Here is a 13122-nt window from a genome sequence, read left to right as displayed (position 1 = left end):
AACAATCTTTGCCGTTTTGCGGTGAAATGGATAACGCGATGGAAAATGAAGTCGAGCTGCTGAAAAAGCAGATTGTCGAACTGCAACGCGAAAATGAGATTCTGAAGTCAGGGAATGTCTTTACAGGCAGCTCCAGAGAACACGATCTTCTTCTGCGGCTTTTTGATAGCGTGAAAGAGTATGTATATGTTGCAGATATGGAAACATATGAACTGCTGTACGTTAACAGGACGCTTGAGAAAGATATCGGCTCGTGCACCGGTAAAAAGTGCTACCAGTTTTTACAGGGACTTGAAGAACCATGTCCTTTCTGTACAAACGATATAATACGTAACGATCCTGATTCATCACATATATGGGAGCTGTATAACCCTGTACTGAAGCGTTGGTACAGATGCATCGACAGGGCCATACCATGGGTGGGCAACAGGCTGGTCCGGTACGAACTGGCTCTGGATATATCAGACATCCGTACTGCGGAAGAGGAAATGCGGCGGTTCCGCATGGCGCTGGAGGCCTCGTCGGATGCGGTATACCTGACAGATCTGCGGACGGGACTCTTTGTGGATGTGAACAGCCGGGCGTACACTCAGCTTGGCTATACGCGTGAAGAAATTCTGGGCATGCGTCCGGAGGACATCAATATAGCAGTAAGCGAACACGGTCTGGAGCCGTACCTGCGTAACGTGCTTGACGGCAGGGACGAAGGGGCTGTGGAAACGTATCACAGGCACAAGGACGGCACTCTGCTGCCCGTGGAGGTGGGGCTGCGCAGGCTGACCACCGTTTCCTCGGAACTGCTGGTCTCGGTGGCGCGTGATATCAGCGAACGCCGCGACGCCCAGCGCGATCTGGCCACGCGGCTCATGTACGAAAGAGTGCTTTCCACCTGTGCGCGCGAACTGCTTTCGCAGTTCAGTTCGCTTAACGCCATGCACACCACACTGGAAAGCCTGCGTGAAACGGTGGACGTGTGCCGCGTTTATATCTTTGAAAATTTTATAAATGACGACGGACAGCTGTGTTGCCGCCACCGTTTTGAGGTCTGCTCCGAGGGGGTTGCCTCGCAGTTCGGCAAATCAGAACTGGAATGCGTGCCCTATCTGCCGGCTTTCAGCCGCTGGGCGCAGACTCTGGAGCAGGGTAAGGCGCTGAGCGGGCTTGTGGATGAATTTCCGGAAGAGGAACAGCCGTTGCTGCGGGCGCAGGACATCCAGTCCATTCTTGTGCTGCCGCTGAAGGTCGGCGGGCAGTGGTGGGGGCTGATCGGGTTTGACGACACACGCACCATGCGCCGCTGGACGCAGCTGGACGAACAGCTGCTCATGACCGCGGCAGAAATCATCGCGGCTGCCATAGAGCGTAACAGAGCGCAGAAGCAGCTTGAGAAGACCTCGCGTGAAGCGGAAGCGGCCAGCAGATCAAAAAGCGAATTTCTTGCCAATATGAGCCATGAAATCCGCACACCGCTTAACGCCATCATCGGCCTTACCGAGCTTTCGCTGCAGGAGGATCTGCCCGAAGGCGTCGGGGAAAACCTCAGGGCTTCACTGTCGTCTGCCGAGGCGCTGCTGGATATTGTTAACGATATACTGGACCTTGCCCGTGTTGAGTCTGGTAAGCTGCATCTTGAGGAAGTGGAGTTCAGCCTGCCCCGTTTCCTCGGCGGGGTCATGCGCGTTATGCGGCATGAAGCCGAACGTAAGGGCCTTGATTTTTCGATGTTTCTTGGCAGGGGGTTGCCCCGCGAGCTGATGGGCGATTCCGGAAGACTGCGTCAGATTCTGGTGAATCTTATCGGCAACGCCATCAAATTCACGGAAGAAGGCGGCGTCAACGTTGCTGTGGAATGTGTTTCCTCTTCTGGTGGTTACATAGCCGGTGTACAGCGTGTACGCTTTACTGTGCAGGACACGGGCATAGGGATTCCGGAGCACCTGCACGGCATCATATTCGAAAACTTCCGTCAGGCGGACGGGTCCATAACACGCAAATATGGCGGCACAGGGCTGGGACTGACCATCAGCAGGCAGCTTGTCGAGATGATGGGCGGCAGTATTTCTCTGCGCAGCGAAGCCGGAAAGGGCAGCCGTTTTGAGGTGGAACTGCCCTTTAAAGTGGCCGAGACGCATGCGTGTGCCATCGAGGAAGGGGAAGATGTTCCTGAAATGCTGCCTTTGCGCATACTGCTGGCGGAAGATAATGCCCTGAACAGACGCACTATGATTCTGGCGTTGAAAAAACTTGGTCACCAGGCGGATGCGGTGCAGAACGGTGCTGAAGCCGTGGAAAAGGCCGCGCTGAAGCGCTATGACTGTATTTTTATGGATGTGCAGATGCCGGTGATGGACGGGCTGGATGCCACAAGGGCCATACGCGGCTTTACCCCTGATACGGCGGCAACGGCGCCGGATGTGCATATCATTGCGCTGACTGCGCATGCGCTGGCAGGTGATAAAGAGCGCTTTGTTCAGGCGGGCATGTCCTCGTACCTTTCCAAGCCTGTACGCCTGGAAGCGCTGAAAAAGCATCTTGTCCAGCTTCAGGCCGGGACCGCAGACGGCGGCGGGGCCGATGCGCCGCTTATGCCCGCCTATGATGCGCATCCTGTCATGGAACCGTACACCGGCGGCCAGCGCGAGGCCTACCGGTTCCGGCGTTTTCTTGTTACAGTGGCGGCTCTGCGCGAAAGCCTGTGGTCTGCCTTTGACCGCGGCAACTTGCTGGAACTGCACTCGCTGGCGCATACGCTGATGCACGAAGCCGACAAAATGGGCGCCCCCCGCGTATGCGTGATGGCTTCTCGGCTTGAAAGCCGTGTGCGTGATGCGAGACCGGAAGAAGTGCGCCCTATTTTTCTGCTGCTCATGGATGCCATCAACCATCTGGAGCACGAACTGCTGAAGATTTTTCCTGACGCCCGCGGAGCTGAAGGCCACCATGCCGGATGATGGCAGAGCGTCTGCAACCGATGACTCGTAAACTACGGTTTCTTTAATGAGCCATGACGACACCGCACATAGCGGGCAGAAAACCGGTTCCGCCAACGCCGACGCCGTGGTCCGGTTCAATGCCAGCAAAGATTACATGAAAGTGGGCATAGCCCGCTATGTGCCGCCCAAGGGTAAAGGCAGCCCCTTGAGCGTTGATCTGATGGCGGAGCAGCTGGCAAAAGCCGGTATACGGGTTCCGCTGGATGTGAATGCCGCGCGGACGGTCATTGAAAAGCTTCAGGCCGGCGAGGATGTGACTAAAATTGTGGTCGCCCGCGGGGTGCCGCCTGTGGCGGGAACCAACGGGCGGCTTATGTGTTTCGGCGATGAACGTTTTCCCGTTTTTCCGGGTATGGCATTCGGCACGCTTATGCCGGCCATTCCTGCACAGGGCGGCATGCGTATCGACGGCAAGCCTGTGTCGCCTCCGCCCGAGTTGTTGTCGTGCGACCTGCAGATTGCCGACCATGGCAACTGCAGCATGCAGGAGCAGGGCGGGCAGCTGGTTGCCGAAGTGTACGGCACTGTGATGGTGACCGGTTGCGTGGTGCAGGTGCTGCCGCTGATAACCGTTGCCTCGGACCGGTTACGGATTACGGCTACACTGTACCACCGTGACTGTCTGGGCATTCCCGTGACGCTGGAACGGCTGCGTGAACTGCTGGATACGATGGGGGTGGTGGCGCCGCTTAATGAAAAACCTGTCAGGGACGCGTTGCTGCGTGCTGCGGAAACCGGCGGGCCTGTGCACGATGTGGAAATCGCCCGGGGGGTCATGCCCCGTCACGGCACCGACGGCTGTCTGGAGCTGCTGTTTGACACCATGGAGATGGCGGGCAAGGTGGGGGCGGACGGAACCATAGACTATAAGGACCGCGGCAGTCTGCCGGTGGTCACGGAAGGTGAAGCCGTCGCTCTGCTGTATCCTCCCACTGCCGGTGATGCGGGCAGGGATGTATTCGGCGAAAGCGTCGCACCGCATCCCGGACGTCCCGTACCCTGTGTGCTGTGCCCTAAAAGCATAGTGGAAGATGAAGACGGTGTGACGCTGCGTGCTGCGCTGGACGGGTTTGTACAGCATGCCAAAGGGCGCCTGTCTGTCGAAAACATGTATGTGGTACGCGGCGATGTAAGTATGGAGACGGGAAACGTTGACCTGCAGCGCGGAGCTTTGCTGGTGCGCGGCAATGTGCTGAGCGGTTTTTCCGTGAACTGCCCGGAAAATGTCACTGTGCAGGGGGTTGTGGAGGCGGCGTTTCTGCATACGGGTGGCGACCTGCTTGCGGGGGGACTGGTATTGCAGGATCAGGGGCATGTGATTGTTGAAGGCAACCTGAAAGCCGGCTTTATAAGCGAGGGAAGCGTAGACGTACGCGGCAACATACAGGTCACCAAATCTATAGATAATTCCGATGTCACCTGCGGCGGTCTGGTTGCTCTGGGCGGCAGCGGGCGCATTGTGGGCGGCACTGTGCGTTCCAAGGGCGGTGTGCGTGTGGGGCAGCTGGGCAATGAGCTGGGCGTGCGCACACACGTGATCATTGAGCTGGACATGAAAGCGCTGGAAGACATGGAAGAAGAAGTGCGCACCCGCAGGGCGGCCATCAAGCGCATCAATGAGACGCTGGGTACCGGCAGTGACGAAGATATACTGAATCAGGTGCGGCAGGAAAATTACAAGGCGGTGGAAAAGCTGCTTGTTATCAGAGAAGAGGCGCAGCGGAGCATTGAAAGCGGCAAGGAAAAACTGGCCGAATTGAAAAAGGTGACCAAAGAACGGCTGGCCAATGTCAGCGTGCAGGTAAGCGGGGTGGTCTATCCGGGTACCGTGGTCACGTTTGAAGACCGCTCCTTTGAGGTCAGCAGCCCCGTAAGCCAGTGTGAATTCCGCATGGCTTCGAGCAAGCGTGTGGTGGAACTGCGTTCGCTCGGAAAGGTGATCGCCGCGTCTGAAGAAGAGGAATGACGGCGGGCTTGTCTGCGTAGTTCTGCCCATCGGGGCGTGGACAGATTTTTCAGGGCTTGTCAGCGCGGGCGTCGGCATTCAGCAGGGTGCCCGTGGCCTGCTGCGGACGGCCTGCATACGGATGACCTGTATGCGGATGACCTGCCTGCGCAAAGACGCGTATACAGAGACAGAGGCGCAAAGCATTCTTGCGGCACCGGCTGACGCGTCAGTGCCTGCCGTGCATCAGCCGGTACAGAAAAGCGGACACAGGTCCGTTTTTTTTGTACCGCGGTTCGTGCGGAGGGAAGGTCCGGCAAAGCCGTGCGGGCAGACTGTGGCGCATGGCATGAGGCGGAAAAAAAGGCCGGATTGGTCCGGCCCTGCATATTATTCTTTAGGAGGTTCGATCAGCATTTTTCCGTTTTGCGGTTTACCGTGCCCTGCGGGGGGCATGATCATGGGTTTACCGTTTTTGCCGGGCATGCCTTTGGGCGGCATGGTCATCCCTTCGGGAGGCATTTTCATGCCTGAGCCCATATTCTGCATGCCGGCACCGTCTTTGCCGTGACGGTTGCGGAAATTATGCCATTCTTCGTGGCTCATCAGTTTGTCGCCGTTGGTGTCAATGGCGGCGAAGGCGGGTTCCCGCATGGACGGGTAGGCCGCGGAGAATTCTTCCCATGTGACCGAACCGTTACCGTCGGTATCCATACGGCCGAACTCTTCGCCAGCAGCCAGAGGACCGGCGCTTGCAAGAATGAATGCGCTGGCCAGCAGGAGCCGTTTCATGTGTGTACCCTCTCTATTTGCAGGCGGTTTGCAGCAGGAGCAGCCGCCCTGTTGATTCGGGATGCCGCGGGGCGACGCAGACCGGAGCCTTCCGGTACGCTGCGGTCGCAATGGCGGCAGATTCGCCCTACGTTCTAGGAAGTGGCAGAGCAATCGTCAAGCACGACTTTGCATAATACCTGCCGGTGCATGAAAAAAAAGCCCCTGCCTAAGCAGGGGCTTTACGTTCTGGCTCCCCGGGACGGACTTGAACCGCCAACCTAGTGATTAACAGTCACCCGCTCTGCCGATTGAGCTACCAGGGAGTGTGCTGTTGAGCGCTGTTGCCCTCAACGAGGAGAGGTGTATATGCTGTAACGTTTTCGTCGTCAAGCATAAAAAACAAAAAGTTTAAAAAAAGTCATGAAAAGTGTCCGGCGTTTTTGCAGTGCGCTGAAGCGTTACGGCAGCGGGCCGACGGCAGTTCGGCAGCTGAAACTGAAAATACATAAAATATCCGGCCGGCAGTTTCGGGCAGCGTGCGGGGACGGGGGGAAAGTACGGGCAGATGTGCGTCATGCTGCAGGCAGATTCGCCGCGGCGTGCAACATTTATATATACCGTGCTGCCGGCTGGTGCATGAGCGGAGAGGTGCAGGGGAATTTAAAGAGGCGCCGCGGGTACACCATCTGTTGTGCAGGCGGGCATAGTACCGGTCCGGCAGCGCGGCAGGCGGCGCTACGGGGGCTTGTTGTTGCAGGCTGTGGCACGCGGCAGCATGTGGCTATGGCCGCGGTGCGTTGCCGCCCCTGCGCGGGACGCAAAAAAAAGCCCCTGCCTGAGCAGGGGCTTTATGTTCTGGCTCCCCGGGACGGACTTGAACCGCCAACCTAGTGATTAACAGTCACCCGCTCTGCCGATTGAGCTACCAGGGAGTGTGGTGCGGACAACTCGTGTCCGGCGAAGGGAAGAGATATAAAGATCGGCTGTGTTCGTCAAGTACAAAAATGATAATGTGAAAAAAATCTTTAAAAACTCACGGGGGGCGGGCTTCCTTGACGGAGCGTCCCAATTGGAATACCCATACCCGATTCAGCGTTTGCGACCAATTTAAGAGCATGGAGATATTTCCCTTGAGTAATCAAGAATCCTCAAACCGCAAAAAGATCAAGCTTCCCACCAAGTCCGAGCATTCCGCTTACTTTATGCCCATGCTTACGAGGCTTGATGAGCGTGACGAACTGAACGAAGTCATCAAGAGCCGTGTTGCCAAGTCCTGTGACATGATGGACGCAGGGGTGCCTCTGTTTCCCAACAGGTTCAACAAAGAAATTGATGTCGCTGAAATTCAGGCAGGCTATGAAGGTCTGGAAGCCGAAGAACTGGAAACTCTGGATCAGGAGTTCAGCTGCGCCGGGCGTATCGTGTCCCAGCGTTCGTTCGGCAAGGTTACCTTTTTCCACCTGCTTGATAAAAGCGGCAAAATGCAGTGCTACGCTTCGCGGGATTCGCTGGGAGCCGATGCCTACAGCGTTTTTAAAAAATTTGACATAGGCGACATTGTGGGCGTGTGCGGTACGCTGTTCCGCACCAAAACGGGCGAGCTGACCATACAGTGTTCTTCCGTGCAGCTGCTTACCAAGTCCATCCGCCCCCTGCCGGAAAAGTACCACGGGCTGAAAGACGTGGAAACCCGCTACCGTCAGCGCTATGTGGACCTGATAGTCACCCCGCGTACCCGCGAGATATTCCGCAAACGCGGCCAGATTGTGCGTGAATTCCGCAATTTTATGGAAGAACGCGGGTTCATGGAAGTGGAAACACCCATGATGCAGCCCATTCCGGGCGGCGCCACGGCAAAGCCTTTTGTCACGCATCACAATGCGCTTGATATGCAGCTGTACATGCGCATTGCGCCGGAGCTGTACCTGAAGCGTCTGCTGGTGGGCGGCTTTGAAAAAGTGTTCGAAATCAACCGCAACTTCCGTAACGAAGGGATTTCCACCCAGCATAATCCCGAATTCACCATGTGTGAGTTTTACTGGGCATATGCCCGCTTTGAAGATCTGATGGATCTGACGGAACAGTTGTTTTCGCGTCTGGCGCAAAAGGTCTGCGGCAGCACCGTCATTACCTATCAGGGGCAGGAAGTGAACCTGACGCCCGGCAAGTGGCAGCGGATGACATTCCATGACTCGCTGGAAAAAGTCGGCGGACACGCGCCGGAATTTTACAACGATTACGAAAAGCTGTCCGCATATATCCGCGAACGGGGCGAAAAGGTCATCGAAGGCGAAAAGCTGGGCAAGCTGCAGGCAAAGCTTTTTGATCTGGATGTGGAATACAAGCTTATCCAGCCGCATTTCATCTATCATTACCCCACTGATATCTCGCCGCTTTCGCGCCGGAATGATGACAATCCTGACGTGACTGACCGTTTCGAGCTGTTTATAACGGGCAGAGAACTGGCCAATGCGTTTTCGGAACTGAATGACCCCGTTGACCAGCGCAAGCGTTTTGACGATCAGGTGGCGGAAAAAGAAGCCGGCGATGATGAAGCGCACTTTATGGATGAAGACTACCTGCGTGCGCTTGAATACGGTATGCCTCCTGCCGCAGGGCAGGGCGTGGGCATTGACCGTCTGGTCATGCTGCTCACGGATTCGGCTTCCATCCGCGAGGTTATCCTCTTCCCGCTGCTTAAGCTGGAGAGCTGATCTGAAAACGGCAACAGCAGTCGCCATACCGGGCCGCAGTCAGGCCCGCCAACCGGAAAGGACAAGCCAGCAGCATGCGTTTTGAGCTGTTTGTTGCGTTGCGTTATCTGTTTGCCCGCCGCAAGCAGACTTTCATTTCGGTCATATCCGTCATTTCGGTGCTGGGTGTGGCTCTGGGCGTGGCATCGCTCATTGTGGTGCTGGGCGTTATGAACGGCTTCACCGTGGATATGCGTGAAAAGATACTGGGCGTGAACGCCCATGTCATCACGCTGGCTGCGGGCGGCGGTATTTCCGGCTATCCTGAACTGGTGCGCAAGGCCGAAACCGTTCCGGGAGTAAAGGGCGCGACCCCGTTCATTTATTCCGAGGTCATGCTTTCGACCCGCTACGGAGTCAAAGGTGTGGTGCTGCGCGGGGTGGACCCCGTTTCGGCGCCGGCGGTGCTGGGCATTGCCGGCCGCATGGTAGACGGTTCTCTGGCCGACCTTGAACGATCCGGTGCGCCGGGTCTTGTCATCGGTAAAGAACTGGCCAAACGGCTGGGTATCACCGTGGGCAGCAGGGTCAACCTGCTGTCTCCTTCGGGCGAAAAAACAAGCGCGGGGTTTACCCCGCGCATCCTTTCTTTCAAGATCGCAGGTATTTTTTCTACCGGCATGTTCGAGTATGACTCGTCGCTGGGGTTCGTCTCGCTTGATGCCGCCCGTGATCTGCTGGGAATGCCTGCTGGCACTGTTTCTGGTCTTGAAATAGTGGTGGATGACATTTACCGCGCCGATACCGTGGCGCAGGCGGTTACTCAGGCTCTGGGCGGGTATCCTTTTTACAGCCGCAACTGGATGGAAATGAATGCCAACCTTTTTGCGGCGCTCAAGCTGGAAAAAGCTGCCATGTCCATCATGCTCACCCTCATAGTGCTGGTGGGGTCTTTTTCCATTGTCACCACACTGGTGATGCTGGTTATGGAAAAATCGCGCGATATCGCCATCATGATGTCCATGGGCGCTACAAAATCACATATCCGGCGCATTTTTATGCTGCAGGGTACTATCATAGGCGTTGTGGGCACCACTCTGGGATTCGGGCTGGGGCTGCTTGTGTGCTGGCTGCTCAAGCGCTATCAGTTCATCAAACTGCCGCCCGGCGTCTATTCGCTTGACCATCTGCCCGTGCTGCTGCAGTGGCAGGATCTGGCAGCCATTGCCGTCGGTGCCATGGTGCTGTGCTTTCTTGCCACCATCTATCCTGCGCGGCAGGCGTCTTCACTGGAGCCTGCCGAGGCGCTGCGGTACGAATGATGGAAAAAAATACCATGCTGTTCAGCCTGAAAGATGTGGGTAAAGAATATCAGGGTCCTGCAGAAAAAATTATTATTTTCAGCCGGTTGAATCTTGATATTGCCCAAGGTGACTCTGTGGCGGTTGTCGGGGCGTCCGGTTCGGGCAAATCGACCCTATTGCATCTCTTGGGAACCCTTGATAATCCTTCTCGGGGAACTGTTCTCTTCAGGGGAAGAGACATCACAGCCATGACGGCGGAACAGAAGGCCGCCATGCGCAGCAGAGACGTTGGATTTGTCTTTCAGTTTCATCATCTGCTGCCGGAATTCAATACGCAGGAAAATGTGGCCATGCAGGCTGTCATTGCGGGTATGCCCCGCCGTGAAGCCATGAAAAAAGCCGCACACGCCCTTGAGCTTGTGGGCATGTCCGGCAGGGCAGGTCACAGGGTGGGTACGCTGTCGGGCGGAGAACGCCAGCGCGCCGCCATCGCAAGGGCCATCCTTATGCATCCTGCCGTGCTGCTGGCTGACGAACCTACCGGTAACCTCGATGAACGCACGGGCGACAGTGTCGGGCAGTTGCTGATGGATTTAAACAGAGAGCTGGGTATGACGCTTGTTGTGGTTACCCATAACAACTCCCTGGCATCACTCATGAATAGACGTCTAGAACTGAGAGCTGGAGAACTGTATGACCAGAATTGCTAGGCTGTGGCTTTACGTCGCCTCAAGCCTGCTGGTTTGTCTGGGGGCCGTTCAGGCCAATGCCGCCGCGCCCGCCAACGTGCGTGTGCTTGTCCTTCCTTTTGAAGTGAATGCCGAGCCTGATCTGGCCTATCTGGAAGACAGTCTGTCCGACCTTGTGATTGAACGTCTGGTTGCTCAGGGCTTTTCTGTTGTTCCCCGTGCCGAAGCCGCCGACCTGCTGCAAAAACAGGGCGTGGACGTGCTTGATATCACCTCTGCGCGTGATCTGGCGTTGCTGGCACGCGCTGATTATGCCGTTTACGGCAGTTTTACCCAGCTGGGCGAAAGCATAAGCCTTGATGCCCGCCTTGTGGAAGCTGTGGGCGTTCGTCCCGCAAAGCCGCTGTTCATACAGAAAGACGGCCTTATCAATATTTTGCCTGCAGTGGATGAGCTGGCACAGGTAGCCGCGGCCAGTCTGCTGCGGCAGGATACCGTTGCCGCCGTGGAAGTGCGCGGTACAAAAATTCTCGATCCCGATGTGGTGCTTATGCGGCTCAGCTCGCGCAAGGGCGATACGCTGGACCCCAAGCTGGTCAACAGGGAAATCAAACGTATTTACGACCTCGGGTACTTCAGCGATGTAAGCGCCACCGCCGAACAGACCTCCGACGGACTCAAGCTTGTCTATACCGTGCAGGAAAAGCCGCGCATTGAAGCCATTACCGTGGAAGGTTCCGATGCTGTGGACACTGATGAAATCCTCAGTGTCATGAGCACCAAGACCGGCTCGGTAATGAACGAAAAACTGCTGGCGCAGGACATCATGAAAGTGACCGACCTGTACCGTAAAAAAGGTTACTATCTTGCCGATGTAAGCCACAGGGTGGTGGAAGGCAGCGGCGGCGCGGCCAGCTTGGTGCTTTCGGTGCAGGAAGGCGACAAGCTGTACATCAAGGCGGTGCGTATTGTCGGCGCGGAACAGCTGGATGAAGACGATGTGCTGGATGAACTGGCGCTGCGTCCCCGCAACATGATTTCATGGATTACCGGCACCGGTGTGCTGCGCGAAGAATACCTTGAACGCGACAGCGCGGCCATCGGGGCGTACTACCTCAACCGCGGGTTTATGGACGTGCGTGTGGGTGACCCCGATGTCCAGTACGAGGAAGACGGCATTGTGGTTTCCTTTGCCGTCAAGGAAGGCACCCGTTACAAAGTGGGTAACATCGCTTTCGGCGGTGACCTGATTGATACCGACGAGGCGCTGCTGAACGTCATTAAAATGGACGAACAGGCCGCTGATGAAGAATATTTCAATTACGACGTGCTGCAGAAGGACACCAAAAAGCTGACCGAGTTTTACAACGACTACGGTTATGCTTTCGCCGACACCAGTTTCCGTACCGAACGGCGCGACGGTTCCATTGTGGACATCACGTATGTGATGACCAAAAAACAGAAAGTCTATGTGCGCAGGGTGGAAGTTGAAGGCAACAAGCACACCCGCGACAACGTTATCCGCCGCGAAATGCGTCTGACGGACGGCGACCTGTACAGCGGCTCCGGACTGCGCCGCAGCAACCAGCGTCTGAATAACCTCGGTTACTTTTCGCAGACTGACATCGAGCTTATTCCCACAGCCAATCCCGAGGAAGTGGATCTGAAAGTAAAGGTGAAGGAAAAGAATACCGGACAGATAGCTGCTGGTATCGCTTACTCCACCTATTCCAGCTTCGGTATCGGCGGTTCGGTAAGCGAAGCAAACCTGTTCGGTAAAGGGTACCGTGCCGCGCTTTCCGCCACGTTCAGCGGCAGAGACAACGAGTACGATTTCACCTTTATCAACCCGCATTATAATGACACCAAGCTTCAGGTCGGTGTGAACGCCTATCTGCGCAGCAGCGACATGGAAGACTATGACAAGGACACCGTGGGCGGCATTCTGAGCTTTGCCTATCCTCTTGGTGAATTTACGCGGGCCAGCTGGTATTACCGTCTGGACCAGTACAAATATTCCGACGTGGACGACGATGCCGCAAAGACCATCCGCGACTACGAAGGCACAAACCTTGCCAGTGTGACGGGATTTGCACTCTCGCGCGATACCATTGACAACCGCATGCGTCCCACCAGCGGTACGTACCTGAAAGGTGCCGTGGACTACGGCGGAGGCGTACTGCAGGGGACTGACCATTTCATCCGCCTGTACGGTGATGCGCGGTATTTCCAGAAGCTGGCCAACAACCATGTGCTGCATGTGCGCGTGCGCGGTGCCACCCTGTTTGAAAACGATCAGAGTGAGGAAATACCTGTCCACGAACGTATCTATCTGGGCGGTATCAACTCCATACGCGGTTACGACCGGCGCGATATTTCGCCCAAGGATCCCGAAAGCGGCGACAGCATAGGCGGTACCCGCGCGGCGTATGCAAACTTTGAATACATCTGGTACTTTGATGACGAGATGGGCATTTACCTGATTCCCTTCTTCGACACCGGTTTCGTCATCGACCCCGACATGGGGCACGAATGGAGTGACGAAATCAAGAGCAGCGTGGGTCTTGAAGTGCGCTGGCAGTCCCCGCTGGGCAACCTGCGCTTTGCTTACGGTTACCCGCTGAACGAGGTGGACGGCGAACGCAAGGACGGCAAGTTCGAGTTCACCATGGGACAGACCTTCTAACCTTCCGGAACGCATCAAGGGGATGTCGCAAGACATCC

Annotated in this window: 7 protein-coding genes and 2 tRNA genes; 6 read left to right on the top strand and 3 right to left on the bottom strand. The window is 56.3% G+C overall.

What is annotated here, in order from left to right:
* The first annotated feature begins 38 nt into the window (after positions 1–38).
* Positions 39–2951 (top strand): hybrid sensor histidine kinase/response regulator, encoded by a 2913-nt coding sequence (locus ACZ5D1_RS11295; protein ID WP_464554919.1) that lies wholly within the window; start codon positions 39–41, stop codon positions 2949–2951.
* A 46-nt stretch (positions 2952–2997) separates the two neighbouring features.
* Positions 2998–4959 carry a FapA family protein gene (locus tag ACZ5D1_RS11290; RefSeq protein WP_027181464.1) on the top strand — a complete coding sequence of 654 codons (1962 nt, stop codon included), beginning with the start codon at positions 2998–3000 and terminating at the stop codon, positions 4957–4959.
* A gap of 369 nt (positions 4960–5328) precedes the next feature.
* Here ACZ5D1_RS11290 and ACZ5D1_RS11285 read toward each other — a convergent pair whose 3' ends face one another.
* The 3 genes from ACZ5D1_RS11285 to ACZ5D1_RS11275 form a co-directional block, all read right to left on the bottom strand.
* Positions 5329–5730, bottom strand: coding sequence for an EF-hand domain-containing protein (locus tag ACZ5D1_RS11285; RefSeq protein ID WP_011367340.1), 402 nt, complete (start codon positions 5728–5730; stop codon positions 5329–5331).
* 229 nt (positions 5731–5959) lie between these two features.
* Positions 5960–6035 (bottom strand) — tRNA-Asn (locus ACZ5D1_RS11280).
* Positions 6036–6568: 533 nt separating this feature from the next.
* Positions 6569–6644 (bottom strand) — tRNA-Asn (locus tag ACZ5D1_RS11275).
* Between the two features lie 276 nt (positions 6645–6920).
* Between ACZ5D1_RS11275 and lysS the strand changes: the two genes are divergently transcribed.
* The 4 genes from lysS to bamA all read left to right on the top strand — a co-directional run bounded on the left by lysS (position 6921) and on the right by bamA (position 13084).
* Positions 6921–8426: a lysine--tRNA ligase gene (lysS, locus tag ACZ5D1_RS11270; protein ID WP_464556548.1), complete on the top strand. Its 1506-nt coding sequence runs from the start codon at positions 6921–6923 to the stop codon at positions 8424–8426.
* 74 nt (positions 8427–8500) lie between these two features.
* A complete protein-coding gene (locus ACZ5D1_RS11265; protein ID WP_011367342.1) occupies positions 8501–9727 on the top strand; it encodes a lipoprotein-releasing ABC transporter permease subunit in 1227 nt (408 codons plus the stop codon).
* Positions 9724–10419 carry an ABC transporter ATP-binding protein gene (locus ACZ5D1_RS11260; RefSeq protein ID WP_011367343.1) on the top strand — a complete coding sequence of 232 codons (696 nt, stop codon included), beginning with the start codon at positions 9724–9726 and terminating at the stop codon, positions 10417–10419. Before ACZ5D1_RS11265 ends, ACZ5D1_RS11260 begins: the two co-directional genes overlap by 4 nt.
* Positions 10403–13084 (top strand): outer membrane protein assembly factor BamA, encoded by a 2682-nt coding sequence (gene bamA / locus ACZ5D1_RS11255; RefSeq protein WP_011367344.1) that lies wholly within the window; start codon positions 10403–10405, stop codon positions 13082–13084. Before ACZ5D1_RS11260 ends, bamA begins: the two co-directional genes overlap by 17 nt.
* Positions 13085–13122 lie beyond the last annotated feature (38 nt).

The organism is Oleidesulfovibrio vietnamensis (genome assembly GCF_055388115.1).
The sequence above is the reverse complement of the archived record's forward strand: the minus strand, read 5'-3'. Positions and strand labels throughout refer to the sequence as shown.

What these genes read in the sequence shown, in the direction of transcription:
- ACZ5D1_RS11295 (WP_464554919.1), top strand. Translation starts at nt 39, where the DNA reads ATGGAAAATGAAGTCGAGCTGCTGAAAAAGCAGATTGTCGAACTGCAA.
- ACZ5D1_RS11290 (WP_027181464.1), top strand. Translation starts at nt 2,998, where the DNA reads ATGAGCCATGACGACACCGCACATAGCGGGCAGAAAACCGGTTCCGCC.
- ACZ5D1_RS11285 (WP_011367340.1), bottom strand. Translation starts at nt 5,730, where the DNA reads ATGAAACGGCTCCTGCTGGCCAGCGCATTCATTCTTGCAAGCGCCGGT.
- lysS (WP_464556548.1), top strand. Translation starts at nt 6,921, where the DNA reads ATGCTTACGAGGCTTGATGAGCGTGACGAACTGAACGAAGTCATCAAG.
- ACZ5D1_RS11265 (WP_011367342.1), top strand. Translation starts at nt 8,501, where the DNA reads ATGCGTTTTGAGCTGTTTGTTGCGTTGCGTTATCTGTTTGCCCGCCGC.
- ACZ5D1_RS11260 (WP_011367343.1), top strand. Translation starts at nt 9,724, where the DNA reads ATGATGGAAAAAAATACCATGCTGTTCAGCCTGAAAGATGTGGGTAAA.
- bamA (WP_011367344.1), top strand. Translation starts at nt 10,403, where the DNA reads ATGACCAGAATTGCTAGGCTGTGGCTTTACGTCGCCTCAAGCCTGCTG.